Consider the following 25,265-nt stretch of genomic DNA (forward strand, 5'->3'; position numbering starts at 1 on the left):
CGGCTCACGCCTGCGGCCAGTAAGGTTCGCCAAGCGTCAGCATCAGGCGATTGGCCCATGCGAAAAACGCGGCTGATTGCACAAGATCCACAATCTCCAGGGTACTCAGCCCCTGTTCACGCAGTTGCGCCACATCCTGCGCGCTGGCCTGTGCGGGCGTGCTGGAGAGACGTGCAACGAAATTGATCTGCGCCTGCCAGCGTGGAGACTGCCCTTGTGCCAAATCGCCACCGGGGGCGATATCCAACAGACGTTGCACCGCCTCCTGCTGTTTAGAAAGCTGGCTTGCTTTACGGGCATGTACCGAGGCGCAATAAATGCAGCCGTTGACCTTACTGGCGACAGTTGCCGCCAGTTCGCGCTCGGCGCGCGGCAATCCCGACGCGGTATAGAAAATCCCTTTATCCGTCAGCGTGCGCTGCTCAAGCACGGGAAGATTACGCCCCAGCAGACGGAAATAGTCCGACTCGCTATGGCCGAAACGGGCCAGGGTCGCCTGCTCGTCGGCGTTAAAATCAGGCAGCGCTTTTGCCGCAATCCACGGCTCCCAGCCGAGCTCCGCCTGGGTAAAGGCAACCGGCGCCCGTTTGCCCGTAAGCGTCTGTGGCTGCGTATGCCACTCCCCTGCCGTTACGGCATGTGGCTGTGGGATGTCCACCTCATGGCCTGCCAGTAGACGATAGCCGCACAATAAGCGGCTCTGGAAACTGATAAAGGCGGTTAATTGCGACAGGGTAACAATATCGTCCTCTGACCATCCGGCGTTCAGCAAGGTCTGTAAGTCAGCCGCCTGCGCGCTTACGGGATGTAGCGTGAGTGTCCTGGCATGGGCCAGCGCCGCGTTCAGCGCCGGGGTCACGTTCGGGACAGTAACGTCTTTGCCGCGTTGCTCGTAATAGCGGCGCAGTACGCTGTCCCGCAGCCAGTTGCTAATCTGCGCCGCCAGCCAGAATCGCACGGCGAGCGACAGCTTTCCCTGTACAGCCCGGGCGGAAAAAAGCGCCTCATAGCTGCCCTGAGTATGGCGCGTTGCCGCTTCCCGCGTCTGGCGAGCGGCGGCCAGTTCACTGTCCGGCGCAATCCCGGCCAGGCTGTCGAGCAGGTCGTGAGCGTGTAACGCCGTCTCTTTTTCCGGAATAAAAGGGTCATGCAACGTCATAAAATCTCCTGTTGTTGAGTACGGTGCGTCATGCCGGGAATGGCGTCGATCAGCTCCCGCGTGTAAGGATCACGGGAGTGGCTAAAAATGTGTTCTACCGGGCCGGACTCCACCTGCTTTCCGCGGTGGAGCACGCTCACGGTGTCGGCAATTTGCCGCACCACGGAGAGGTCGTGGGAGATAAACAGATAGGTCAGGCCGAGCTCGCGCTGAAGCGTATCGAGCAGGCGCAGGATTTGCGCCTGTACCGTCACATCAAGGGCGGAAACCGCTTCGTCGAGTACCAGCACCTGGGGTTGCAGAATGAGCGCTCGCGCAATGGCCACGCGCTGGCGCTGGCCACCGGAGAGTTCATGCGGTTTACGGGTCAGTAGCTCGTGCGGTAGCGCCACGCGTTCAAACATCTCATGGACTTTCTGCGCGCGCGTTGCCCGATCGAAGCGGCCAAAGTTGCGCAGAGGCTCCTCCACAATGTCGAACAGACGCTGCGCTGGATCGAGTGAACTGAACGGGTTCTGATAGACCAGTTGAATTTTTTGCCGGAACTGACGCAGCGGCTCTCCTTTCAGGTGGGTGATGTCTGTCCCCTCGATCAGAATCTGTCCGCTGGTGGGGCGATGAAAGCCAAGCAGGCTGCGCGCCGTTGTGGTTTTCCCCGACCCCGACTCCCCCACGATGGCATGTGTGGTGCCGCGTTCAACGCTAAACGACAAATTATCCACCGCACGGAACAGCGTTTTGTTGTCGGTGGAGAGCGGATAGGTCTGGACCAGATTATCCACCCGAATCACTGTGTCACCGCCGCTTGTCCATGGCGCGCGCGGCGTGGGATTGAGCGACGGCACATCCGCCAGCAGCGCTCTCGCGTACTGGCTGCGGGGTGCCTGCAACACCGCCTGAATGGGGCCTTGCTCCTGCACATGTCCACGCTGGAAGACCACCAGCCTGTCGGCGCGTTCTGCCGCCACGCCTAAATCATGGGTCACAAACAGCACAGCCGTGCCACTTTCACGCCGCAGTTCATCCAGTAAATCGAGCACGCGCTTTTGTACCGTCACGTCCAGTGCGCTGGTCGGCTCATCGGCAACAATCAGCGCAGGTTTCAATGCAATGGCAATCGCAATCAAGACCCGCTGCTTCATACCGCCCGAAAGCTGATACGGATATTGCTGCGCACGTAGCTCGGGTTGCGTCAGCCCAACGCGGGCCAGTAGCGCCAGAGTTTGCTGGCGAATCACCTGACGGGGCGCGCGCTGGTGCAAACGCAGGATCTCATCAACCTGCGCGCCGATGGTTTTGACCGGATTGAGCGAGCTGGTGGGATCCTGGGGAATCAGACTGATACGCGCACCGCGAATGCCGTCCAGTTGCTTTTGCGACCAGCGGCTGATATCGGTGCCGTTCAGGCGAATCGCCCCCCGGGTCAGACGACCGTTTTCACTGAGCAAGCCAATGACCGCCTGTGCCGTGGTGGTCTTGCCGGAACCGGACTCCCCGACCAGCGCCACCACTTCACCGGGATTGATCTGAAATGACACCCCTTCAACCACCGTGCGATCGCCTTCGGCGGTGCGGTAACGGATGGTGACATCCTCCAGCTCCAGTACCGGTACGGTGGCGCTGCTCTGTTGCAGGCTCAGGTTCAGGCTCATGATTGCCCCCTGCGTAATGACTGGCTGACACGGTTGGCCGCCAGCACCACCAGCACGACGACAATCCCCGGGAAGGCAGTCAGCCACCAGGCCGTTGAAAGGTAATTCCGGCCTTCGGCGATCAGCAATCCCCACTCTGGCGTGGGCGGCGGTGCGCCATACCCCAGGAAACTGAGGGTGGAAATAGCCAGAATCGCGCTGCCGAATTGCAGGGCGGCAAAGGCAAAGACGGTACTCAGGGCGTTAGGCACGATATGGCGTAATAGAACACTGAAAAAAGTGCCGCCGCTGCCCCATGCCGCTTCGACGAAATCGCTGTGGCGCACGCGCAGAGTTTCACCCCGCACCAGCCGCGTAAAACTGGCAATCGAGGTGATCCCCACCGCGATGGCGGCGTTCACCGTGCCGAAGCCCAGCAGAATGATGACGCTCAGCGCCAGCAGCAGCCCGGGAATAGCGAGCAGAATATCGATAACGCGCATGATCAGGCTATCGAACCAGCCCCCAATCGCCCCGGCCAATAACCCCAGCAGGCTACCGAGCGCCAGCCCAAGACCAACAGCAATAAGCGCGCCGGAAAGTGAATGCACGGCACCATAGACAATGCGGGTATACAGGTCGCGGCCCAACTGGTCGGTGCCAAGCAGATAGCCGTTGCCGGGGGCAAGACGCTGTGCGCCCGCCACGCCGTCTGTCGGGTTGAAATGGGTAAACCAGGCGGGAAACAGCGCCCAGAGCACAACCGTCAGCAAAACCAACCAGGCGGCAAGCAAGCCCGGACGCAGCGTCATACGGGGCACGCGAGCGCGTTTGTATAATGACGGGAAGCTGAGCTTCCCCTGAGGAACGACCGTCATGAGGTGACTCCTGTACTGTTTTTCAGGCGGGGATCGAGCAAGGGATACAGCAGATCGATGGCGAGGTTAATCACCACAAAAGCGCTGGCGGAAATCACCACGATGGCCTGTAACACGCTACTGTCCTGGGTGTTGACCGCTTCCTGGGTGAGTTGCCCCAGGCCACTGCGACCAAATACGGTTTCGGTTATCAACGCGCCGGCGATAAGTTCGCCCAATAACAGCCCCGCCACGGTCAGCGTGGGCAACAGCGCATTGCCCAACACATGGCGCCACAATACCCCCGCCCGGCTGGCCCCTTTCGCGCGTGCCACGGCGACAAACGGCTGGGTTTGTACCTGGTCAATACTGCGCATCAAAATTTGCGCCAGCGGCGCGGAAATCGGTAACGCCAGCGTCAATGTGGGCAGGATCAGGCCCTGCCATGGGCCTGGGTTAATAACCGGGATCCACCCCAACTGGAAAGAAAAAATCTGGATTAACACGATACCGAGCCAGAAAGTCGGCACCGAAATAAACAGTGATGGCAGCGATTGCAGCGCCGCACGCAGCCCGCTAAACGGCGACAGAAATGAGAGTGCCGCCAGCACAAAGGCCAGGATCGTGGCGACGATCAGCCCTAACAGCGCCAGCAGGAGCGTGGAAGGAAGATTCTCACTTAGTAAATCACTGACCGGTAGGCCGGTCTGGACGGAAAGGCCGAAATCCCCATGTAACAGGCTGACCACCGCGTGGACATATTGCGTCAGCACCGGTGTGTCAGCACCATAGCTCAGGCGCAACTGGGCAATTTGATCGGCGCTCAGCCCGAGATCCGGATTCTGGAACTTGATCAATATTGCGTCGCCCGGGAGTGCCTGTAACAGCACAAATGAGAGCGTAAAGGCGGCCCATAACACTATCAGCGCCTGACCAAAACGTACCGTCAGATATCTGTCCATGGCTTGTCCTCTTTCACGGTGCCCCTCGCCCGCTGACGAGGGGAAACCCGTGCGTTATTTATCTAACCAGGTGTTGTAAAAACTCGGGCGCCCTACGGCTTCGAAGCTCAGCCCTTTGGTGGACGGCGCACCGGCATAGACCTGCGGCTCTTCAAAGATGGGGATGACGTAGGCTTTATCGATGAGGTATTGCTGCACCTCATTGACCAGCGCAATACGCTTATCCTGTGAGGTGGCGGAGGCGATACCACTGAGCAATGCGTTCAGATGGCCGTCCTCAAACTGTTTAACCTTGTCGCTGGCCCCCCCTTTTTGCAGCAGCACATTGCGCAGCGTCGGGAAGTACTGGCTTTTCAGGACATCCGGATCCGCGCGGCCCACCATGCTCGGATATACGCCCGTTTTAGCCGGGTCAAGATTATCGAGGGTTTTACTGCCCGCATCCCCCGCCAGGACGTTGAGTTTGACGCCCACTTTGGCCCACTGCTGCGCCACCAGTTGCAGTGTCTCTTTGTTCTGCGGCTGTGGCGGCGATTCGTACGCCGTCAGCGTCAGGGATTGCCCGTCTTTCTGTCGCACGCCGTCCGGGCCGCTTTTCCAGCCTGCCTCATCGAGCAGACGCGCCGCATGGGCCGGGTCAAATTTCAGCTTGTCGGAAAGATCCACATAGCCCACCGCCGTTTTGGCTAATACTGATGTGGCCTGCGGGTAATTTGCGGAGAAGAGCGTCTGGACAATCTCTTTGGTATTGGTGGCATGCAGCAGCGCCTCACGCACCTTTTGATCCGCCACCAGCGGGTTATCAGGGCGGAAGTTAACACTGTTGTTCACCCCACGCGTCGGGGAGGCATAAACGGCAAAGCCTTTGTCGGAGACGCGCTTCTCGTCGTAGGCCTGAATCTGGCGAATCGCATCAGCCTGGCCGGAGAGTAACGCGCCAATACGGACGCTATCTTCTGGCGTCACCAGCACGTTAATGCCGTCCAGATAAGGACGCCCCTGATGGGCAAAACTCGGCGGCGCCCAGTTATAGTCCTTACGCGCCACCAGTTTCACTTCGCGGCCCGGACGGTCGCTCTCCACCACAAACGGACCGGATCCAATAATGCTGCGCGCGCTCCCGAGCTGGTTAAAGTTTTTCTCCAGGGTCGAGAGCGAGACCAGTCCGGAGCCAATGGCGGAGGTGCCCTGCAGGAAACCCGGCGACGGAGATTTGAAAAAGAACTTCACCGTTAGCGGATCGATCACTTCGCTTTTCAGGTAGTTGTTGATGACCTCGGACACCGGCTGGTTGAGGGCTTTATTGCCCAGACCATAGGTATCGAAATTTTTCGCTACGGCGTTGGCATCAAGCGGAGTGCCGTCCGAAAAGGTGACGCCAGGACGAAGTTTAAAGGTGTACTCGGTGTAATCCGCGTTGGTGGTCCAGGATTGCGCAATCCACGGCTCAATTTGCAGGGTTTTCGGGTTTTGCCAGGTCAGCTTGTCGGTTATCTGGTTGAGGATTCCGCCGTTAGGGTAAAACCCGCCCGCAGGCGGATAGAGGTTAGTGTGCGCCTGTTGTTCCAGATAGATTAGCGTGCCGCCGTTTTTGGGCGCGTTTTCTGCGGCCACTGAAGCGGCGCTGATCCCTGCCAGGGCCATCGTGGCAAAAAGGCGAAATCGGTATGTGGAGAGCAAAATCGACATTGTTATTTTTCCTGTAGTTATCGTTTAAGCGTCGTGCTGAGCGCGGCCGGATGCCCCCATACAGGCGGCTAGCCGTCCGAAACCTGATTTGATATTTTCACAGCGATGGGTAAACCGCAAAGAACAATACTGATAATGAATATGCGTAAATTTGTTAGCGAGATGTGACACCAAATCGGCAGCAGCGCAGAGTCCAGGCCAGACTGGGTTCAGCAAATAAAGGGTAATCGCTATCAGGCGGCAAGGCGCAGGTTGGGGCAATCTGGTGGCGGGGAAATGCCAACAGTGCCCCAACCTGCGCCTCAAGGAAATTAGCGTTCTCGCCAGGCATAGGGCACGGCAGGCTGCCACTCATCACCCAGCAGTTCGGGATCATCGTAATGGATAATGGCCTGATAATGGTGTTCACGATCTTCAAAATAAAGCTGCCCGGAAATATGTTGTGCCAGGGTACGTGCGCCCTGGCTGATTCCAGGAATAAGTCCGACGACATGACCGTTGCTTAACAGCGCCGGGTGGCTAAAACAGTGCACCCTCGCCAGCGAAGAGGGGCTGTCACTGTGTTTTGCCTGAAACGCGAAATCAGCCCCCAGATAGGGATAACTCGCCAGTTGCGCGTTCTGCTTATCAGCAGGAGGCTGCCAGGCATCGCCCCAGGTTTTGACCTGATCCACCAGCGCATGAAATTCCGGACGGGCATGCCAGTCCAGAGCATACCCGGTGGCAAGGATCAGGAAATCTACCGGCACTTCGCCCTGCGGGGTATGAACAACGATGCCCTCCTGGCGGGTTTCGACCCGCTCAACCGGGGCGTTAAAATTGAACCAGGCGTTGGGATGACGCGACACGCGCAGCGTGCTGCCGTGCGGCGGCGGCGTCTGGACGGTCGCGATATGCTGGGCCAGCCGCCATTTCCACTCATCCGGCAGGTTAAAATAGCCTGATTCAAAACCCGGGTTGCCTGCCCCTTTTGACAGGTTCACGCGGGGAAAATCAGGACGACGGATCAGCAGTTCAACCCCCGCAGCACCCGCTTCCAGCGCCGTGGCCGAAACATCCATCGCGGTGGCGCTACCGCCAACCACCGCAACCCGACGACCTGCAAGAGCGGCAAAATCAATCGCCTCTTCTGAGTGTGCCCAATACTGCTTTGGTACATCACTGACAAAATCCGGAATAGCAGGTCCGCCAAACGCATCCATTCCGATGGCCAGGACCACTTTGCGCGCGCTCACCCGCCGGATCTCACCCTGGTGCGAAAAGGTCAGTTCTACACGCTGTGGGTCGTGCAGATTCAGACCTGTCAGGGCGTGATCGTTACGCACATCCAGCGCCAGCACCTGGCGGTACCAGCGCAGATACGCGGCCCATTGCAGACGGGGGATCTTGTCCAGCGTATTCCAGGCCTCAAGGCCAAATTGTGCTTCATACCAGGCGCGAAAGGTCAGAGAGGGAATATCAAGCGCCGGCCCGGTAAGGTGTTTAGGCGAGCGCAGCGTTTCCATGCGCGCGGTTGTTGCCCAGGGACCTTCAAAATCTTTGGGCGCTTTGTCATACAGCACGGCGTCAATACCCTGCAGGCGCAGTGCGAACGCCGCCGCCAGGCCCGCCATGCCTGCGCCAATGATCACCACGTTCTGCGCCTGTGCGTCAGATTGTTGTGGCAACCAGCGTTTTGCAGGCAACGCCAGCCATTCCAAATCCTGTTTGATTCGGGCTTCCAGCGCGGCAAGCCCCTGCTCTGCCCTTTCGGATGGTGTAATGGGCGAAATCGAAGAAAGTGACATCATCGTTATCCTTTTGTGTCAATGCATTCAGTCATTTGCTGAGTGATAGCACTTCGATACCAGGGGAACTACGATTTAATATTGCTAGCCTAATGCAGACTTTTTCTATAGGAGACCGGGATTGGGTTTGACTGGCGAAAGCACATGAGGCAGGTAATTTGGATTACGCGGAGAGCTGTAAACAGAAGCGGAGATTCAGGGGAAAGGAGACGAAGAGGAAGTGGGGTATATGAGCAGGCGTTTTCCGGCGAAAGCGCAGAGATTCAAACGCTGATCCCTTGCGGATCGACGGCAGGTGATACGCCCGTAACGAGCAACATGTTTAATTTTCGAAAAGTGTAAAACCACTCAGTAAGCCCTGACATGAGGGCAATATCATCATAGTGAAAATGAAATTTCTGCAATCCAGGGTATTCCCGCCCCCGCAATTCGGCAATTAACTCTCTTCTGCTTGCGCACAGTTTCGTCCTGCTAACTTCGCTTCATACAGTGCTTTGTCGGCACTTTTTTTAAGCATTTCGGCTTCCCACTTCTGACCATCAGAGACGATGGTTACACAACCTGCGCTGATGGTGACGACTTTTTCCGGGAGGTCTGTCGAGATGTGCGCAATTGCCGCCGCTCTGATACTCACAACCACATGATCAGCAAATTGTTTTACTTGCGAGGCATCAGCCTCAGACAAAATGATGGCAAATTCCTCACCACCGTAGCGGGCAACCAGATCACCCTGCCGATGAACGAGAGAACCCAGTATGCTGCCGACTTTTTTGAGGCAAGCATCACCTGCCACATGACCATAGGTGTCGTTATAACGTTTAAAAAAATCGATATCTATCATGATAAGAGAAACAGGCAGCCTGCTTTTTTGCGAGTGAATCAGGCTTCTTTCCAGAAACTCATCAAATTGTCTGCGATTGGCAAGGCCAGTCAGCCCATCAAGCAGTGCCAGCAACTGGAGGGTATGATTAATGGTCGTCAGTTCGTCCCGCACTAAGGCCAGCTCAGCCTGATTTCGCGCATTTGTGTTAATCTGACGCAGCACAAACAAGCCAAGAATAAGCATCATGAAGAGCATGGCGATATTAAGCAGTGCATCGGCTATGTTTTCTTGCAGCCAGTTCGTACGAATTCGGTCCTTGTCATAACCGGCGGTCACAATTAATGGATACCGTTCCAGGCGAGCATATCCAAAAATCCGCTCCACGCCGTCGAGTAATGAAACCCAGGTGGCACTTCCACTTTCAGACGCTTTAAGTGCGAAAGTAAAAAGAGGACTGTTAGACAAATTCTTATTGATAGCCGAGTCCGGTAAAGGGCGAACATAGAGAGTAGAACTATCAGCCAGAATAAGCCCGAGGGCATCTTTTGGACCGATAATAAAATAACTATAGAAGTGTCTGAAATAATCTACTTTGATTGTAGCCAGCGCTACCCCCGCAAAATCACCATTCGTATCATTCAGTCGCATTGACACCGGAATCACCAGATCGCCAGTGGAACGACTTCGTATCACGTGACCAATATGAATGCCCTGCTCAGTATGCTGCTGATGCCATATAAAATATTCACGATCGGCATTGTTAGCTTTTGCGGGTATATAATTCCCTGTGGTGACGACCCAATTCCCCCTGGCGTCGTATATAAACAGGCCATGCAGTTGTGTAAGTTTATCGTGTAGTTCTTTCAGGTGCCGGGCAAAGGGGGGCGTATTTGCGTAGTCTATACCATAAAAATTTAATTGCCGCACCACCTCAGAAAGCGTGATATCCACCTGTAAAAAGGTATCTTCTGCCTGGCGAGCCAGCGACACAGAAAGGTTTCGTGCATCGTTTTCACTTTCCGCGAGTTCATTTTGCCAGGACTGCCACATAGTCCAACTGTTTATCGCTGCGACGGCTACGCTGATGATAAAAAGAAACAAAGCCATACTTCTTCCCAATGAAGTATGTAAGACTGTAGAAAAAAAAGAGCGCTGTTTTCCTGACATTCCCCTTGCCTCCGTGCCAATTTTTAGAAAATAAAGCCGTACTACATAGACGTTAAAAAATACAGAACTATCAAAGCGGCATAGTGTTTAATAAGTGGAAAATCTGTATGGGTATAGATTATATCACTTAGCTGGAATGACGGTGACGAAATAGCCTTCAGTAGCGTTGACGATATAATATATATCCTCAAATATTTCGTTTATTCATCATGACGCCCGTTATCGTCAGCCCTACCATTTTTAGTGGGTGTTATTTGCTAACGCCAGCTCGCTCGTTACCTGGAATAGCAACTAACCTAACCTGCTCATAGATGTAGCCTTTATCCAGTAGCCGGGGCATCCGGAGTTCTCATTTTGCTCCTGCAAAACCTGAGCTTATTACCGTAGATTTGCGAAAGACCTGTGTCAGACGGCAAAACCAGATGCTGCTCTCTGACTTCAGAAAGAAAATCCCACTTGCACTGGAAGAGAGAGAAGAATAAATTTAAGACTTTTCTGAAACTGCCGTTGTTAAATGTTTAATTCAAACAGGGAGAAGTCATGGCAATTACCGAGTCCGAAAGATTGATTCAGATCAGCGATGAAATCGTCAGGAGAGCAGAAATAATCTGCAAAATCACCAACCCATCGAAGTCTACCGGGGATAGGGATAAAAAAATGGTAGCGGATATGAAAAGACATGCCGCGCTGGTGGAACAAGCGATTAAATCCCTCCGTAAATAACCTTGATTTGAGCATTTACTGAGATCTTTTGTTTATCGCTCTCGCAGGGCTTTAACCCTGCGGCAAAGACCACTTGTGTGTCCGTCGCGCAGGAAAGCCTGCTTATATTCCAGGCGATGTATCGATGGCATTGAGAATCATGGTAGCCGACACATGCCTGAGCAGATTCACAAATTTGCTCAGGTGTGATTTACCGTGTAACTCATTTCCCAAACTGAGCCTGCAAAACGGGCAGATCTGAGAGAGGAAAGCGCAACGCCAAAACGCTAACCCATTGCTGGAACAGAACAAAGCGGGAAGCCGGAAAGGAACTGTCCAGCGGATTTAAAACTGAGAGGCATGTGGGGTGTATGACCGAAAAATTCAGGTCGCGCCGACGAGCGAACTGCCAACGTTGAAGTGTTCAAATTCTATGAGATTTCTAAGAGCCAAAAACAAAGGGCTTACCTAATGGTAAGCCCTTGTTTAATCTGGCGGAAGCGCAGAGATTCGAACTCTGGAACCCTTTCGGGTCGCCGGTTTTCAAGACCGGTGCCTTCAACCGCTCGGCCACACTTCCGGAATGAGGCGCACTATAAACATCCCCGATGCATCTGTAAAGCCCTGAAATGTTCATATGCCTGAAAAACAGCCAAATGTGTGTTAATCGCCTGAAATAACAACACACTGACCATTTTACAGCCGTTTTTTTATGGCGACAGCACCTCAATGTTTTTTGATGTACATATCCTTCGTTAAATAATACCCGAGCCTGTCCGGGTCAAACCCGCCGACCCACGGCTTCACAAGATGCACGCGGACATAATGGTAAACAGGGATCGCCGGGACATCTTGCCCCAGTAAATCTTCCGCCTGCTGGTAATATTTGCTTCGCTCGGCGAGATTGCTTGCTTTGGCAGCATTTCGTAATGCGTCATCGTAAGCCGGATTACTGTACTGCGAGGTATTCTCGCTATCGCCCGTACGGAAGTTGTTCAAAAAGGTTGCGGCATCATCATAGTCGGCATTCCAGGCATAGCGAACCAGATCGAAGTGACCGGTATGCATGGCATCAAGCATCGTTTTCCACTCCTGGTTTTGCAGCTTTGCCTCTACTCCCAGGTTTTTCTTCCACATAGAACTAACGGCAATCGCGATGCGCTGATGGGTCTCCATGGTGTTATAAAGCAGATTAAACGACAGTGGATGCGCCTCATTAAACCCGGCTTCATTAAGCAATCGTTTCGCTTCTGCAATCCGTTTTTCCTGTGGCCAGGCGGCGTAATCCGGTGCGGACAAGGTTACTCCGCCGATTTCTGGCTGGCTGATTAACCAGGCTGGACGCTGCCCCTGCCCCATCACCTTATCGGCAATAATATCTTTATCCAGCGCCATATTGAGCGCCCGACGTACGCGCGGATCGTTGAACGGTGCTTTAGTGGTATTGAATTCGTAGTAATAGGTCGCCAGCAGCGGCGAAACGTTGACCTGATCGCCGAGCGTCTTTTTCAACTGGGCAAACTGATTTACCGGCACGGTATAGGTGATATCTATCTCACCGGCTTTATAGCGGTTTACATCGGCGGTTTCAGAAGAGATGGGCAGGTACGTCACTTTATTGACGACCGTCGCGCTATTATCCCAGTAGCGCGTATTGCGTACCGCGACGATACGCTCATTGACTACCCAGTCGCTAAGTTTGTAGGCGCCGCTGGTAACAATATGCTCAGGCTTGGTCCATTTTTCGCCAAAGCGGTTGATGAGAATCTTATCGACCGGCACCATTGCCGGATGCCCCAGCATAGCGAGGAAAGCCGCCGTCGGCTGCGTCAGGCGAACCTCAAGGGTATTATCATCCAGCGCCTTAACACCCAGTGTCTCGGGCGCTTTTTTTCCAAGAGCAATGTCGGCGGCATTTTCTATATGCATGTTGCCGGGGTAGCTGGCATAGGGTGACACGGTTTTCGGATCGACGAGTCGCTGCCAGCTCCAGACGAAATCTTTTGCCGTAATGGCCGTGCCATCAGACCACGTCACGTTAGGGCGCAAATGAAACACCCATACCGTGTTGTCTTTGTTTTCCCATGATTGCGCGAGACGAGGCTCAACAGTGCCATCTTTTTTTACCGCAACAAGTCCATCGAATAAATCTCTGATAATCCCGAATTCGACATCGCTTTCTACTTTATGCGGATCGAGAGACGCAGGTTCGCTGCCATTGTTACGCACCAGCTCCTGCTGGGCCGCCAGCTCAGTTCCTGCGGGAACTGTCGCCGCGTTTAACGACGCGGAGGCGCTCATAATGCCTAACGCTAAGGCGCTTAGGGTAATACGGGTAAAATATCGTGATTTCATCTTTTTCGCCCTGATTATATTCCTGATGACGACGCGACTTCTTTCTTAGCGCGCTCAAGTCATCAGGGCAATATTTTTCAGTGACATATAAGACACTGGTATGGTTATTTTCTTCAAATGCGCACTTATGCTTAATTTTTGAGCATTTGAAGCATATTTAACCAAATGGATTTGCTTGCTTTTTGAGTAAAGATGGGTAAAACAACTTTGTAAGGAAACGGGGATTTCCTATCCTCGACATTTAATGACATCTGTTATGTTAAAAGAGAGTGCCTCATGGATCGTATTATTACCTCCTCGCGCGACCGTTCATCGTTGCTTAGCACCCATAAGGTGCTGCGCAATACCTATTTCTTACTGAGCCTGACGCTGGCCTTTTCCGCCATCACGGCAACCGCAAGCACCGTGCTGATGCTGCCCTCTCCGGGTTTGATTCTGACGCTGGTTGGGATGTACGGCCTGATGTTCCTGACCTATAAAACGGCGAACTCACCGGCGGGTATTTTTTCGGCCTTCGCTTTTACCGGCTTCCTGGGTTACATCCTGGGCCCAATCCTGAACGCTTACCTGTCTGCGGGCATGGGCGATATCATCGGCCTGGCGCTCGGGGGTACCGCACTGGTGTTCTTCTGCTGCTCAGCGTATGTGCTGACAACGCGCAAAGACATGTCCTTCCTCGGCGGTATGCTGATGGCAGGTATTGTGATTGTGCTGGTCGGGATGGTTGCCAATATCTTCCTGCAGCTTCCGGCGCTGCATTTAGCTATTAGCGCAGTGTTCATTCTGATTTCCTCAGGCGCAATCCTGTTTGAAACCAGCAACATCATTCACGGCGGCGAAACCAACTATATTCGCGCAACCGTGAGCCTGTATGTGTCGCTGTACAACATCTTTGTAAGCCTGCTGAGCATTCTGGGCTTCGCCAGCCGCGACTAATCGCGTCACCGTGCATTACCAGGGCCCCGCTTATGCGGGGCTTTGTTTTTTGCTACACTCCCCGCGTTATTGACTCACCTTGCGAACGACCATGATCTTTGACGGTAAAGAAATTGAAACCGATAGCGAAGGCTATCTGAAAGACACGACTCTGTGGAATGAAGCACTGGCATCGGCGATTGCCGAAAATGAAGGTATCACCCTCGCAGAAGAACACTGGGAAGTGGTGCGCTTTGTGCGCGAGTTTTATCTGGAATTCAATACGTCGCCCGCCATTCGCATGCTGGTAAAAGCGATGGCTAACAAATTTGGTGAAGAAAAAGGCAACAGTCGTTATCTGTATCGCCTCTTCCCGAAAGGACCGGCAAAGCAGGCAACAAAAATTGCCGGCCTGCCAAAACCGGTAAAGTGCATTTAATAGCGAATCCCAAAATTCGTCCATTCTCTGCCGGGTTGATGAGGCTCTGTTAAGACCTTTTCAACCCTGGCGCTGCGCGGTCCACCGGCTTTCAGCCAGGTAATGAGTTGCTCCACTTTCTCGTTATCGCCACAAGCGACAACCTCTACACTGCCGTCGTCCATATTGCGCGCGTAACCGGTTAACCCCAGACGCTGCGCCTCACGTTGCGTGCTATAACGAAACCCGACGCCCTGGACCATGCCATGAACCCAGCATATTACGCAATTCGATGTTGTCTCGTTCGCCATAACCACCTCCTCTCACGCAGAATCAGTCTCTCTGTTAATAGTAGAAACGTTAATCATCAGCGTACAGTTTTAGGTAAACATCCATAATGCTCACGGAACCTGGCAGTGAAACGCGAACCCGAGAGATACCCGCAGCGAGAAGCTATTTCGCCAATAGGCAAGGTAGTGGATTGTAGCTGTGACAATGCAAGCGACATGCGAACCTCCTCGACAATTAGTCGGTAACTTTGAGACTCATCTTTAAGCCGTCTGCGTAAAGTGGATTCGCCAATAGCAAGTTGCCCTGCTATCTCTTGCACACTCCAGTTTTTTGCGGGAGACAACATGACAATTTGTCGCACCTGCTCGGTCAGACTATAACGACGCTCAATCAGAAGCGGACCCGCAACCCCCTCTTCAAGCAGTGCTAACAAAAGCCCCATCGCCTGATGTTTTTGCAATTTTTCCGGTAAATCATGGCGAACCGCATGTAATAAATTGTCCCACATAAAGGCCAGATCGTGACTTAGAGGGGCGCATACGGACGCAGGCCTGGCGGCTGGAAAATCCCGTACATATTGTGACTTAAACTCTGTGAGCAGATCGGGCGATAATACTAATAAATCGGAGCGAAACTGGCCATGTACTGGCTGATTAATGATTTCGAGAGAGGTATTTGCCGGAACGATAATAAGCTCATCAGGTGTCGCGACAACCCGATTCTCTTCCTGAATAATAACCTTGCTTCCCTGCGTAATATGGCAAATGGCAGCACTGAAAAGCTTTACACGATGCAGACGATGCAGATGGTTCGAACGGACTTCTGCCGCCGTTAACGTTTTATGCTGAAACTGGACTTTCTGCACCGTGTCACCTTTATCTTCCGTAGGTTGCTGTGAAACTCGCTTTTGCAATGACATTACTGTTGAGCATATAGCCAACCAGAGCACCACTTGCGTTGCTATCAATGGGCAGTTTATCAGTACTCAGCGCCCATACGGTGAATTGATACGGATGCGGTTTATCGCCGACGGGAGGACACGCCCCCCCAAAGCCCGCATAGCCATAATCGTTTCGCCCCTGAACTGCCCCGTCAGGCAACGTAGGGCTCTTTTCATCTCCCGCGCCCGTTGGGAGTGTTTGTGTTTTCACCGGTATGTTCACCACCGTCCAGTGCCACCAGCCGCTTCCCGTCGGGGCTGAGGGATCATAAACGGTTATCGCAAAACTTTTGGTTCCTGCTGGTGGATTATGCCAGCCCAGTTGCGGAGATGTATTGCCGCCATGACAACCAAATCCCGCAAAAACCTGTTGTTCTGTTAAACGATGGTTCTGAATATCCGCACTGCTGAGGCTAAACGTCTCAGCCGCGAAGGCATTAACGCTCCCGGCGGCCAAAAAAATTAAGATGGTGAAGGTGATTTTTTTCATTGTATTTCCTCGTTGATGTTGAGAAATACAATTTAAGATTTAGCGTGCGCAGACGTTGTGCCTGAACGTTTTGTTTTTGTGCCGAAACGCTCACCCCATCAGGCGGGTGCCTGGCCCGGGCATGTGTGCTACCCTACGCGCCGTTTAATTATCAAGAGCCGGGCCGATATCCCCCGGTTAATATTGACGTTCGTCAGAGGTTCCCCGGTATGACCGAATCTACAAGTGCAAGGTTTCCCCGTTTAGTGTTAGCCAAAGGGCGCGAGAAGTCCTTGCTGCGCCGCCATCCCTGGGTGTTCTCCGGCGCCGTAAGCCGTATGGAAGGAAAAGCCCGTCTCGGTGAGACTATCGACATCGTCGATGCGCAGGGTAAATGGCTGGCGCGCGGCGCCTTTTCGCCGGAATCGCAAATTCGCGCTCGCGTCTGGACTTTCGACAAAGACGAGCTCATCGACATCGCGTTTTTTACCCGCCGCCTGCAGCAGGCACAGCAATGGCGTGACTGGCTGGCAGAGCGCGACGGGCTGGACAGTTACCGTCTGATTGCAGGTGAATCCGATGGTTTACCGGGCGTTACCATTGACCGCTTCGGTAATTTCCTGGTACTGCAATTGCTTAGCGCTGGTGCTGAATATCAGCGCGCTGCCATTATCTCTGCGCTGCAGACACTCTACCCGCAATGCTCCATCTACGATCGCAGCGATGTTGCGGTACGTAAAAAAGAGGGGCTGGCGCTCGCGCAGGGTCCGGTTGTGGGTGAGTTGCCGCCTGATCTGCTGCCAATCCAGGAAAATGGCATGAAGCTGTATGTCGATATTAAGGCCGGCCACAAAACCGGCTATTACCTCGATCAACGCGACAGCCGCCTGGCAACCCGCCGTTACGTTGCCGACAAACGCGTCCTTAACTGTTTCTCTTATACGGGTGGTTTCGCCGTGTCCGCTCTGATGGGCAATTGCCGTCAGGTGGTGAGTGTGGATACCTCCCAGGAAGCGCTGGACGTTGCCAAAAAGAACGTTGAGTTAAACAAGCTTGACCTCAGCAAGACTGAGTTCATTCGTGATGACGTCTTCAAACTGTTACGCAAATATCGCGATCAGGGCGAGACATTTGATGTCATCGTCATGGATCCGCCAAAATTCGTAGAAAATAAGAGTCAGCTTCTGGGCGCATGTCGTGGCTATAAGGATATCAACATGCTCGCTATCCAACTGTTGAACCCCGGCGGCGTGTTACTGACTTTCTCCTGCTCCGGCCTGATGACCACAGATTTATTTCAGAAAATCATCGCCGACGCCGCAATAGATGCTGGCCGTGATGTACAATTTATAGAGCAGTTCCGTCAGGCCGCCGATCACCCGGTGATCGCTCCCTACCCGGAAGGACTGTACCTTAAAGGGTTTGCCTGTCGCGTCATGTAACTTGATTTTTGGAGCCTTGCCCGCATATCTGGGTCATGTACAGGTTCCCGGGAGGTGACAATGATTGCCAGCAAATACGGTATTGGTCAGCAGGTTCGCCACTCGCTGCTGGGCTATCTTGGCGTAGTGGTGGATATTGACCCTGAGTATTCACTCGACGAGCCGTCAGTCGACGAGCTGGCGGTTAACGATGAACTCCGGGCTGCGCCCTGGTACCACGTGGTGATGGAAGATGATGACGGTCAGCCAGTGCATACCTATCTGGCCGAAGCACAACTGACCAGTGAGATTCAGCAAGAACATCCTGAACAACCTTCGATGGATGAGCTGGCGCGGACGATCCGCAGGCAACTGCAGGCACCCCGCCTGCGTAACTGACAACACCCCGCAATGCGGGGTGTTTTTATTTTGCGAGTCCTAACCGCGGGATTTCAATAGCCGGACATCTGTCCATCACGACCTTCAATCCCGCCTCACTGGCCAGCACGGCGGCCTGTTCGTTGATTACGCCAAGCTGCATCCATAATGTTTTCGCGCCGATGGCAATAGCTTCCTGGGCAACGCCCCATGCCGCTTCGGAATTACGAAATACGTCAACCATATCCACTTTTTCCGGCACATCAGCCAGCGTGGCATATCCTTGCTGCCCCAGAAGCGTTGCACCGGCAACTTTCGGTGATACCGGAATAACGTGGTAACCCTGGTCAAGCAAATACTTCATGACCCGGTAACTCGGCCGGTCAGGTTTGTCACTCGCCCCCACCAACGCGATGGTACGTGTCGATTTCAGGATCTCGGCGATATCGGTCTCTTTCATGGTTTCCTCCAGCGGTTTTCCAAAGTGTATGTCAAACATTGCGCTACAACCATGCATCCCATACAGAAGTATGAGTGCGAGAACAGGTTATATGTCTATAAGTTAATAAATAAATTGAAATGTGAATTGGCAATGAACCCCCAGGAGCGCGCAATGAAGTGCGGGTGGACAGTATTCATTATCACGTGTTTGATACCGGTTAATGTACTGGCTACGTCGCTTCGCCTGTCCGGCGATATCGACCTGTTGGTTCTTGATGGCAAAAAGGTGTCCAGCTCACTGCTTCGCGGCGCGGAAAGTATAGAACTGGAAAACGGCGTTCATCAGGTGGTTTTCCGGGTTGAAAAAAATATGGAGCCCGGCAACCACGAATCCCGGCTGTTTATTTCCGTACCGCTGATTGCCACCTTCGATACGCAGCGCATCAGCCAGGTCAACTTCAACCTTCCCCCTATCGACACGCAAAAGGCAGCCGAGGCATTTAACACCACGCCTCATCTGGCTTTGCTGGATGGCAACGCCACACCGATTCCGGTAAAACTCGACATCCTTGAGATCAGTGCAAACGGGAAAGTCATTGACTATGAACGTGAAACAGAGCATTACAACAAAGCGGGGAAATATGCTTCGCTACCCAAATTTGCAACGATGATGGCCGATGACAGCACCTTACTCTCCGGTGTTTCAGAACTGGATACCCCACAGACACAATCGCAAACCCTCACAGAACAGCGCCTGAGGTTCTGGTACCAACAGGCCGACCCGCAAACCCGTGACCGTTTTATGCAATGGATTAAGCAACAACCCCCGTCATGATCCGCGCGAGTTAACATTACGCGCATTCGCGCATAATTTTTTACGCCATTCTCTTGCAGCATCAGGCGCTTCCAGTAATCTGTAGCGAAAATACTTTGACGGAATCGGATTATGGAACTCACAACACGCTCCTTACCCGTGCGTAAGCACATCGCACTGGTTGCGCATGACCATTGCAAGCAGATGCTGATGACATGGGTTGAACGCCATCAGCCAAAACTGGCTAACCACGTTCTCTATGCCACCGGGACAACCGGGAACCTGATTCAGCGGGCTACCGGTCTTGAAGTGAATGCCATGCTGAGCGGCCCGATGGGGGGTGATCAGCAGGTTGGGGCGCTCATTTCGGAAGGCAAAATTGATGTGCTGATTTTCTTTTGGGATCCGCTGAACGCAGTGCCGCACGACCCGGATGTTAAGGCGTTGCTGCGTCTGGCGACCGTGTGGAATATTCCGGTCGCCACCAACCTTTCCACCGCTGATTTCATCATCCAGTCTCCCGGTTTCGCAGAAAGTGTCGAAATCCTGATCCCGGATTACCAGCGCTACCTCGCTGAACGTCTGAAATAGTCTGTGCGGGCGGCTGATGCCGCCTGCTCTCAGGGTTTCCTCGCCACCGGCACATTAAGCTGCCTGAGCGCATCAACGAATCGCGACGGGTTGTCTTTATCAAACAGCAGCCAGACGCGTTTACGTGCTCGAGTGATAGCGACATACAACAAGCGGCGCTCTTCGGCATCAGGAAAATCTTCCGGTACCGGCAACAGCGCCTCCTCCATAATGGACTCACGGGCGGGGGCCGGGAAACCGTCCTGCCCTTCGTGTAACCCCAGCACAATGACATATTCCGCCTGCTGACCTTTACTGGCATGAATGGTCATAAAATCGAGCTGCAGTTTTGGCCAGCGCGTGGCGGCTTTATCAAGACTGGCGGGCTTACCATGGTGATAACGCGCCAGCACCAGAATACGATCCTCCTGGGTGGCATAACCGCTGAGCTTATCGAGAAGCGCATCCAGTTGGTCCGCCGCCAATAATGTCACCGCGTTTTTATCGCCGGCGCTCAGGCTGTTAAGAGGTTTATTGAGCTGGTGCGGATTCTGCTGGATAAATCCATTGGCGACTTCACCAATGCGCGTGTTGAAACGATAGGTCGTATCCAGCGCGCACAGATCGCCTTCGCCAAAATAGTCATGAAACGCCGTGGTCAGCGAGAGTTGCGCGCCGCTGAAACGGTAAATGGCCTGCCAGTCATCACCCACCGCAAACAAAGTGGTTTGTGAATTCTGCCGCCGTAATGCAGCCAGCAGCGCGGCGCGTTGCGGCGAGATGTCCTGAAACTCATCTACCAGGATATGCTTCCAGGGGCTAACAAAACGTCCTTTATCCAGCACGTTAATCGCCTGATGAATCAATCCGGAAAAATCGACGGCGTTTTCCGCTTTGAGCGCGGTTTTCCAGGCTTTCAGCAGGGGTGCCATCAGTTTGACCCGCTTGCTGAACAGCGTGCGTACCTCTTCCGGCGCCGCATCAATCATTTCAGTCTGACTGCCACCATGCATACGCATCAGGCTGACCCAGCGATCCAACCGGGGTCCCATCCGACGCCGCAGTTTCTCATCGTCCCAGAAGTTGCCTTCCGGAACCTGCCACTGCAGCTCCTCTTCCAGCCACTGTCGCCAGCCTTTGGCCTGTGCCTTTTTCTCTGCGCACTGAGCTTGCCAGGCTTTAAGCAATAGTGTTTGTCGTGCGCTGGTGTCGCTCTCAAGTTTGCTAATTTCCGGCGCTTTTTTTCCACCCTGCTGGATGATGTATAACGCCAGCGCATGAAACGTACGTGCAGTGATGTCATCCGTATGCAACCGCTCACGAATGCGCTCATCCATCTCTTGCGCGGCTTTTCGACCAAAGGCCAACAGCAGGATCTGATCCGCTGATGCTTCGCCGCGCAGCAGCAGCCAGCCTGCGCGAGCCACCAACACCGAGGTTTTTCCACTGCCTGCCCCGGCGAGCACCAGCAGCGCGTTTTCACCATTGACCACCGCCCTTGCCTGCGCCGGGTTGAGCGGAGAACTTTCGATGTTTTTAAAAAAGGCCTCGTACTGGACCAGCATTTTGTCGGTCCAGTCCTGATTGTGTTTGGCGCGTCCAGCCTCTGTATCTTTTAACCAGGCCTGACATTGCCGCCACAGGTCCCGACAGTTAGCAAAAGATTCAAGGCGGCTGGTGGGAACAGGCAACGCATCGAACGCCTTGTGAAGCTGTTGCTGAACACCTTTAAGCTGCGCGCGAGTGAGCCATTTTTCCTGATCCATACGTCCGGAAATGTCCGCGAGTTGTTCGGAGAGTACCCCCGCTGCCACCTCGCTCATCTCGGTGCTCCACGCCACCCAGCGTTCATTCAGATGCTGATAAAAGCGCTGTGTTTCATTCCATTCAGTCCCGTGCAAACGAACGACTTTATTATCTGCCAGAACAAATTCCAGCTCGCCCCATACCAGGCCACGTTTGCACTCGATTGCCAGCAACTGATTAAAAGGAATAAGGTATTCATGTCGATCACCTGAAACCTTCACGCCCGCATTGAGGATGACTACTCGATCATATGGATGCTGCGCCAGCCGCTTTCCCAATGAAGTCGCTTTTAGTTCCATCACACATCCTTTTTCAGCTTATGACTGTGATTGCCAGTTTAACCGCCAGAGAATACGTGCTCCAGCCAAAAAAATCGTTACAATTGTCAGGTCAATTCCCTGACAGAATAGCATTGAGGTAATATGCGTACCGTTCTGAATATATTGAACTTTGTCCTTGGCGGTTTTGCCACCACACTCGGCTGGCTATTAACAACGGTTTTGAGTGTTGCATTGGTTATTACCCTGCCGCTTACGCGCTCCTGTTGGGAAATCACTAAATTGTCGCTGATCCCCTGGGGCAACGAAGCTGTGCATGTCGATGAGCTGAACCCTGACAGTAAAAATACCCTCATGAATGCTGGTGGGACCGTGCTCAACGTTCTCTGGTTCGTGCTGTTTGGCTGGTGGCTCTGCGTGATGCACATTATGGCCGGTATTGCCCAGTGCATGACCATCATCGGCATCCCGGTCGGTATCGCCAATTTTAAAATTGCGGCAATCGCCTTGTGGCCGGTTGGCCGCCGTGTTGTGTCGGTTGAAGTGGCCCGTGCCGCGCGCGAAGCCAATGCTCGCCGTCGTTTCCCGTAAACGAGTCACGAATACTATGCTAAGCCCCCTCCTTCGCCGGTACACCTGGAATAGTGCCTGGCTTTATAACATCCGTATCTTTCTTGCGCTAAGCGGAACGGCGGCATTGCCGTGGCTGCTTGGCGACGCGAAACTAACGATCCCTTTAACACTGGGCGTTGTTGCCGCAGCGCTGGCGGATCTCGATGATCGTCTGACCGGCCGTCTGCGTAATTTAATCATTACCCTGATTTCTTTTTTTATCGCCTCGGCATCGGTCGAGCTTCTGTTTCCCTGGCCCTGGTTATTTGCCATTGGGCTTATCACGTCGACCATTGGGTTTATTTTGTTGGGAGGGCTGGGGCAACGCTACGCCACCATTGCGTTCGGCGCATTGCTTATCGCCATCTACACCATGCTTGGCACCACGTTATATACCGCATGGTATCAGCAGCCACTTTTACTGCTGGCAGGCGCCATCTGGTTTAACGTGCTGACGCTGGTCGGGCACCTCGTTTTCCCCATCCGCCCGCTGCAGGATAATCTGGCGCGCTGCTACGAGCAGTTATCCCAATATCTGGAGCTCAAAGCGCGACTGTTCGATCCGGATATTGAGGAGGAAAGCCAGGCCCCGCTTTATGAGCTGGCGCTGGCCAACGGGCAGTTGGTGTCAACACTAAACCAGACCAAGGCGTCATTATTGACCCGCCTGCGGGGCGATCGCGGACAGCGAGGAACGCGGCGTACGCTGCACTACTATTTTGCCGCACAGGATATTCATGAACGTGCCAGCTCTTCGCATATACAGTACCAGACACTGCGGGAACATTTTCGCTACAGCGACGTGATGTTCCGTTTTCAGCGGTTGATTACTCTGCAATCCCAGGCCTGCTCCAGGCTCGCTAACGCCATCCTGCTTCGCACACCTTACCAGCATGATCACCGCTTCGAACGCGCATTTATACATCTTGATGCTGCGCTAGATCGCATTCGAGCCAGTGGTACAACGTCGTCTGATCAACTGAAAGCGTTGGGTTTCTTACTCGATAATCTCCGCGCCATCGACGCACAACTGGCGAGTATCGAGTCCGGACAACCGCAAACTGCGCAGAAAAACGAAACGGAAAACTTACTGGCAGATGACAGCCTGCATGGATTAAGCGATATCTGGCTGCGTTTACGCAACAACCTTACACCGGAATCAGCACTGTTTCGCCATGCCGTGCGGATGTCTGTTGTGCTGTGTGCGGGCTACGCCATCATCCGAATTACTGGTCTGCACCACGGATACTGGATACTGCTCACCAGCCTGTTTGTCTGCCAGCCTAACTACAACGCTACGCGCCACCGTCTCACGCTGCGTATCGTTGGAACTATTGCAGGTATCGCCCTCGGCCTCCCCGTCCTTTATTTTGTTCCCTCCCAGGAGGGGCAACTGATACTGATTGTTGTTACCGGTGTGCTTTTTTTCGCCTTTCGTCTTGTACAATACGCGCAGGCCACCATGTTCATCACCTTACTGGTGCTGCTCTGCTTTAATTTGCTCGGCGAAGGTTTTGAAGTCGCCATGCCGCGAGTTATTGACACAATCATCGGATGCGCCATCGCCTGGGCCGCGGTAAGTTTTATCTGGCCAGACTGGCGTTTTCGCAATTTGGCACGTGTGACCGAGCAGGCATTTAATGCCAACTGCCGTTATCTGGACGCAATTCTCGAACAATATCATCAGGGTCGTGATAACCGTCTGGCCTACCGTATTGCCCGCAGAAACGCCTATAACAGAGATGCCGAACTGGCGTCGGTGGTCTCGAATATGGCATCGGAACCAGGTGCGACACCTGAACTGCGTGAAGTGGCATTTCGATTACTTTGCCTGAATCATACCTGTACCAGCTATATCTCTGCTCTTGGCGCACATCGCGAACAGCTTACTCATCCGGCCATTCTTCGCTTACTGGATGATGCAGTCTGTTATGTTGATGACGCCCTTCATCACCAGCCTGCTGATGAAGAGCGCGTACAGTTGACACTGGCAGATTTGTCGCGACGAATTAAGCATCTTGAGCCGCGACCTGACAGCAAAGAACCCCTTGTATTGCAACAAATAGGTCTGCTTATCGCCCTTTTGCCAGAAATGTGCCGTTTACAGCGGCAGATCATGACTTAATGATCCTGGTTTTTTTTCTGACCCACCTCGTGGTACCAGTCGATTAACTCCTGGCGTCTCAACGCCGGGAGCGCGGCTTCATGCAGCCCAATGATCGCGCCTTCCAGACCCAGCAGCACCTTGATGCCCATGTGTTTGTTCAACGCCTTCAAACGCAACCAACACGCTTTGGCGCCCAGATGCCGCAGCATACGTTCGTCTGGTATACCTGCGTCAAAAAGCATCATCTCAAGTTGAAAGCTTATGTTTGGAAGGTCCTTAAGGCGATGAGGCGTATCTCGCGCCGCTTTTTCCTCCCGGGCCGCCGCGAGCGATTGTGATGAAAGCCGCAACAATGTTGGCAAGTCACGCCAGAGATGCTCATCAACAAAGTAGTAGTTAAGTGAAACAGCGCGGCCACGCTTCTGGATTGTCAGAAGAGGTGAACTTCGCGTTACCCGATATTGCGCGCTCTCCTCACAGGCACGCAGGTATAACTCTCCTTCTGAAATCATCGCAAACACGGTGTTGTCTATCGATAAGCTGTAGCCACCAAAATGCGCGCGAAAGCGAATTTTCCCCAAAGGTGCGAGGTATTCCCGGGACTGATAGATCCTTTGATAGGATATGTTTTTCATGATTATTCCCTTGTAAATCATGGAGTAAAAACATTAAT

23 protein-coding genes and 1 tRNA gene are annotated in these 25,265 nt (G+C 53.5%); 9 read left to right on the forward strand and 15 right to left on the reverse strand.

The window, feature by feature from the left end; all coding sequences use genetic code 11:
- Positions 1-4: 4 nt before the first annotated feature.
- The 7 genes from C5523_RS17695 to C5523_RS17725 all read right to left on the reverse strand — a co-directional run bounded on the left by C5523_RS17695 (position 5) and on the right by C5523_RS17725 (position 10,075).
- The gene (locus C5523_RS17695) at positions 5-1,159 is read right to left on the reverse strand and encodes an alkylhydroperoxidase domain protein (protein ID WP_108701666.1); all 1,155 of its coding nucleotides are present in this window, start codon (positions 1,157-1,159) and stop codon (positions 5-7) included.
- Entirely contained in the window at positions 1,156-2,811 is a 1,656-nt protein-coding gene (locus tag C5523_RS17700; RefSeq protein WP_108701667.1) for an ABC transporter ATP-binding protein, read from the reverse strand. Before C5523_RS17700 ends, C5523_RS17695 begins: the two co-directional genes overlap by 4 nt.
- A complete protein-coding gene (locus C5523_RS17705) occupies positions 2,808-3,668 on the reverse strand; it encodes an ABC transporter permease (protein WP_108701668.1) in 861 nt (286 codons plus the stop codon). The genes C5523_RS17700 and C5523_RS17705 overlap by 4 nt, the downstream gene beginning before the upstream one ends.
- The gene (locus tag C5523_RS17710; protein WP_108701669.1) at positions 3,665-4,609 is read right to left on the reverse strand and encodes an ABC transporter permease; all 945 of its coding nucleotides are present in this window, start codon (positions 4,607-4,609) and stop codon (positions 3,665-3,667) included. Before C5523_RS17710 ends, C5523_RS17705 begins: the two co-directional genes overlap by 4 nt.
- A gap of 54 nt (positions 4,610-4,663) precedes the next feature.
- Positions 4,664-6,298 (reverse strand): TIGR04028 family ABC transporter substrate-binding protein, encoded by a 1,635-nt coding sequence (locus C5523_RS17715; RefSeq protein WP_108701670.1) that lies wholly within the window; start codon positions 6,296-6,298, stop codon positions 4,664-4,666.
- 311 nt (positions 6,299-6,609) lie between these two features.
- The gene (locus C5523_RS17720; RefSeq protein ID WP_223878721.1) at positions 6,610-8,088 is read right to left on the reverse strand and encodes an NAD(P)-binding domain-containing protein; all 1,479 of its coding nucleotides are present in this window, start codon (positions 8,086-8,088) and stop codon (positions 6,610-6,612) included.
- Positions 8,089-8,521: 433 nt separating this feature from the next.
- The gene (locus tag C5523_RS17725) at positions 8,522-10,075 is read right to left on the reverse strand and encodes a sensor domain-containing diguanylate cyclase (RefSeq protein WP_108701672.1); all 1,554 of its coding nucleotides are present in this window, start codon (positions 10,073-10,075) and stop codon (positions 8,522-8,524) included.
- Positions 10,076-10,615: 540 nt separating this feature from the next.
- Between C5523_RS17725 and C5523_RS17730 the strand changes: the two genes are divergently transcribed.
- Positions 10,616-10,798, forward strand: coding sequence for a hypothetical protein (locus tag C5523_RS17730; RefSeq protein ID WP_039078626.1), 183 nt, complete (start codon positions 10,616-10,618; stop codon positions 10,796-10,798).
- Between the two features lie 471 nt (positions 10,799-11,269).
- Here C5523_RS17730 and C5523_RS17735 read toward each other — a convergent pair.
- Together C5523_RS17735 and C5523_RS17740 are read right to left on the reverse strand one after the other, a co-directional pair.
- Positions 11,270-11,357 (reverse strand) — tRNA-Ser (locus C5523_RS17735).
- Between the two features lie 146 nt (positions 11,358-11,503).
- On the reverse strand, positions 11,504-13,078 hold the full coding sequence (locus C5523_RS17740; RefSeq protein WP_369944953.1) for an ABC transporter substrate-binding protein: 1,575 nt from the start codon (positions 13,076-13,078) through the stop codon (positions 11,504-11,506).
- A 330-nt stretch (positions 13,079-13,408) separates the two neighbouring features.
- On the opposite strand from C5523_RS17740, the gene yccA reads away from it, so the two are divergent.
- Both yccA and tusE read left to right on the forward strand, forming a co-directional pair.
- Positions 13,409-14,068 carry an FtsH protease modulator YccA gene (gene yccA, locus C5523_RS17745; protein WP_039078599.1) on the forward strand — a complete coding sequence of 220 codons (660 nt, stop codon included), beginning with the start codon at positions 13,409-13,411 and terminating at the stop codon, positions 14,066-14,068.
- Between the two features lie 91 nt (positions 14,069-14,159).
- Complete coding sequence (gene tusE / locus C5523_RS17750) at positions 14,160-14,486, forward strand: sulfurtransferase TusE (RefSeq protein ID WP_039078598.1); 327 nt, start codon at positions 14,160-14,162, stop codon at positions 14,484-14,486.
- Here the strand turns inward: tusE and yccX are convergent.
- The 3 genes from yccX to C5523_RS17765 are packed head-to-tail and all read right to left on the reverse strand — an operon-like array spanning position 14,483 to position 16,186.
- Positions 14,483-14,776, reverse strand: a complete 294-nt coding sequence (gene yccX / locus C5523_RS17755; protein WP_039078597.1) for an acylphosphatase — start codon at positions 14,774-14,776, stop codon at positions 14,483-14,485. The genes tusE and yccX overlap by 4 nt on opposite strands.
- A gap of 56 nt (positions 14,777-14,832) precedes the next feature.
- Positions 14,833-15,621, reverse strand: coding sequence for an AraC family transcriptional regulator (locus C5523_RS17760; protein WP_039078596.1), 789 nt, complete (start codon positions 15,619-15,621; stop codon positions 14,833-14,835).
- A gap of 10 nt (positions 15,622-15,631) precedes the next feature.
- On the reverse strand, positions 15,632-16,186 hold the full coding sequence (locus C5523_RS17765) for a kinase inhibitor (RefSeq protein ID WP_108701674.1): 555 nt from the start codon (positions 16,184-16,186) through the stop codon (positions 15,632-15,634).
- Positions 16,187-16,395: 209 nt separating this feature from the next.
- Between C5523_RS17765 and rlmI the strand changes: the two genes are divergently transcribed.
- Positions 16,396-17,607, forward strand: a complete 1,212-nt coding sequence (gene rlmI, locus C5523_RS17770) for a 23S rRNA (cytosine(1962)-C(5))-methyltransferase RlmI (RefSeq protein ID WP_108701675.1) — start codon at positions 16,396-16,398, stop codon at positions 17,605-17,607.
- A 60-nt stretch (positions 17,608-17,667) separates the two neighbouring features.
- On the forward strand, positions 17,668-17,985 hold the full coding sequence (gene hspQ / locus C5523_RS17775) for a heat shock protein HspQ (RefSeq protein ID WP_039078594.1): 318 nt from the start codon (positions 17,668-17,670) through the stop codon (positions 17,983-17,985).
- Between the two features lie 25 nt (positions 17,986-18,010).
- Here the strand turns inward: hspQ and C5523_RS17780 are convergent, their stop codons facing one another.
- A complete protein-coding gene (locus tag C5523_RS17780; RefSeq protein ID WP_039078761.1) occupies positions 18,011-18,424 on the reverse strand; it encodes a CoA-binding protein in 414 nt (137 codons plus the stop codon).
- A gap of 153 nt (positions 18,425-18,577) precedes the next feature.
- Here C5523_RS17780 and C5523_RS17785 point away from each other — a divergent pair, with 153 nt between their 5' ends.
- Positions 18,578-19,240, forward strand: a complete 663-nt coding sequence (locus tag C5523_RS17785; RefSeq protein ID WP_146214918.1) for a DUF2057 family protein — start codon at positions 18,578-18,580, stop codon at positions 19,238-19,240.
- Between the two features lie 111 nt (positions 19,241-19,351).
- A complete protein-coding gene (gene mgsA, locus C5523_RS17790; RefSeq protein WP_039078592.1) occupies positions 19,352-19,810 on the forward strand; it encodes a methylglyoxal synthase in 459 nt (152 codons plus the stop codon).
- A 29-nt stretch (positions 19,811-19,839) separates the two neighbouring features.
- Here mgsA and helD read toward each other — a convergent pair whose 3' ends face one another.
- Positions 19,840-21,894 carry a DNA helicase IV gene (gene helD, locus C5523_RS17795; protein ID WP_108701677.1) on the reverse strand — a complete coding sequence of 685 codons (2,055 nt, stop codon included), beginning with the start codon at positions 21,892-21,894 and terminating at the stop codon, positions 19,840-19,842.
- Between the two features lie 123 nt (positions 21,895-22,017).
- On the opposite strand from helD, the gene C5523_RS17800 reads away from it, so the two are divergent.
- Together C5523_RS17800 and yccS are read left to right on the forward strand one after the other, a co-directional pair.
- Positions 22,018-22,464 carry a YccF domain-containing protein gene (locus tag C5523_RS17800; RefSeq protein WP_039078590.1) on the forward strand — a complete coding sequence of 149 codons (447 nt, stop codon included), beginning with the start codon at positions 22,018-22,020 and terminating at the stop codon, positions 22,462-22,464.
- Between the two features lie 16 nt (positions 22,465-22,480).
- Positions 22,481-24,610 (forward strand): YccS family putative transporter, encoded by a 2,130-nt coding sequence (gene yccS, locus C5523_RS17805; protein WP_108701678.1) that lies wholly within the window; start codon positions 22,481-22,483, stop codon positions 24,608-24,610.
- Here yccS and C5523_RS17810 read toward each other — a convergent pair.
- Positions 24,607-25,227, reverse strand: a complete 621-nt coding sequence (locus C5523_RS17810) for a TfoX/Sxy family DNA transformation protein (RefSeq protein WP_039078588.1) — start codon at positions 25,225-25,227, stop codon at positions 24,607-24,609. The two genes, yccS and C5523_RS17810, sit on opposite strands and share 4 nt — an antisense overlap.
- Positions 25,228-25,265: the final 38 nt, after the last annotated feature.

Origin of the sequence: Phytobacter sp. SCO41, assembly GCF_003073275.1 — a bacterium.
Lineage (GTDB): Bacteria > Pseudomonadota > Gammaproteobacteria > Enterobacterales > Enterobacteriaceae > Phytobacter > Phytobacter diazotrophicus.

What these genes read in the sequence shown, in the direction of transcription:
- C5523_RS17700 (WP_108701667.1), bottom strand. Translation starts at nt 2,811, where the DNA reads ATGAGCCTGAACCTGAGCCTGCAACAGAGCAGCGCCACCGTACCGGTA.
- C5523_RS17800 (WP_039078590.1), top strand. Translation starts at nt 22,018, where the DNA reads ATGCGTACCGTTCTGAATATATTGAACTTTGTCCTTGGCGGTTTTGCC.
- C5523_RS17785 (WP_146214918.1), top strand. Translation starts at nt 18,578, where the DNA reads ATGAAGTGCGGGTGGACAGTATTCATTATCACGTGTTTGATACCGGTT.
- yccX (WP_039078597.1), bottom strand. Translation starts at nt 14,776, where the DNA reads ATGGCGAACGAGACAACATCGAATTGCGTAATATGCTGGGTTCATGGC.
- C5523_RS17765 (WP_108701674.1), bottom strand. Translation starts at nt 16,186, where the DNA reads ATGAAAAAAATCACCTTCACCATCTTAATTTTTTTGGCCGCCGGGAGC.
- C5523_RS17695 (WP_108701666.1), bottom strand. Translation starts at nt 1,159, where the DNA reads ATGACGTTGCATGACCCTTTTATTCCGGAAAAAGAGACGGCGTTACAC.
- C5523_RS17720 (WP_223878721.1), bottom strand. Translation starts at nt 8,088, where the DNA reads ATGATGTCACTTTCTTCGATTTCGCCCATTACACCATCCGAAAGGGCA.
- hspQ (WP_039078594.1), top strand. Translation starts at nt 17,668, where the DNA reads ATGATTGCCAGCAAATACGGTATTGGTCAGCAGGTTCGCCACTCGCTG.
- C5523_RS17810 (WP_039078588.1), bottom strand. Translation starts at nt 25,227, where the DNA reads ATGAAAAACATATCCTATCAAAGGATCTATCAGTCCCGGGAATACCTC.
- C5523_RS17725 (WP_108701672.1), bottom strand. Translation starts at nt 10,075, where the DNA reads ATGTCAGGAAAACAGCGCTCTTTTTTTTCTACAGTCTTACATACTTCA.
- yccA (WP_039078599.1), top strand. Translation starts at nt 13,409, where the DNA reads ATGGATCGTATTATTACCTCCTCGCGCGACCGTTCATCGTTGCTTAGC.
- tusE (WP_039078598.1), top strand. Translation starts at nt 14,160, where the DNA reads ATGATCTTTGACGGTAAAGAAATTGAAACCGATAGCGAAGGCTATCTG.
- C5523_RS17740 (WP_369944953.1), bottom strand. Translation starts at nt 13,078, where the DNA reads ATGAGCGCCTCCGCGTCGTTAAACGCGGCGACAGTTCCCGCAGGAACT.
- mgsA (WP_039078592.1), top strand. Translation starts at nt 19,352, where the DNA reads ATGGAACTCACAACACGCTCCTTACCCGTGCGTAAGCACATCGCACTG.
- yccS (WP_108701678.1), top strand. Translation starts at nt 22,481, where the DNA reads ATGCTAAGCCCCCTCCTTCGCCGGTACACCTGGAATAGTGCCTGGCTT.
- C5523_RS17710 (WP_108701669.1), bottom strand. Translation starts at nt 4,609, where the DNA reads ATGGACAGATATCTGACGGTACGTTTTGGTCAGGCGCTGATAGTGTTA.
- helD (WP_108701677.1), bottom strand. Translation starts at nt 21,894, where the DNA reads ATGGAACTAAAAGCGACTTCATTGGGAAAGCGGCTGGCGCAGCATCCA.
- C5523_RS17715 (WP_108701670.1), bottom strand. Translation starts at nt 6,298, where the DNA reads ATGTCGATTTTGCTCTCCACATACCGATTTCGCCTTTTTGCCACGATG.
- C5523_RS17780 (WP_039078761.1), bottom strand. Translation starts at nt 18,424, where the DNA reads ATGAAAGAGACCGATATCGCCGAGATCCTGAAATCGACACGTACCATC.
- rlmI (WP_108701675.1), top strand. Translation starts at nt 16,396, where the DNA reads ATGACCGAATCTACAAGTGCAAGGTTTCCCCGTTTAGTGTTAGCCAAA.
- C5523_RS17730 (WP_039078626.1), top strand. Translation starts at nt 10,616, where the DNA reads ATGGCAATTACCGAGTCCGAAAGATTGATTCAGATCAGCGATGAAATC.
- C5523_RS17705 (WP_108701668.1), bottom strand. Translation starts at nt 3,668, where the DNA reads ATGACGGTCGTTCCTCAGGGGAAGCTCAGCTTCCCGTCATTATACAAA.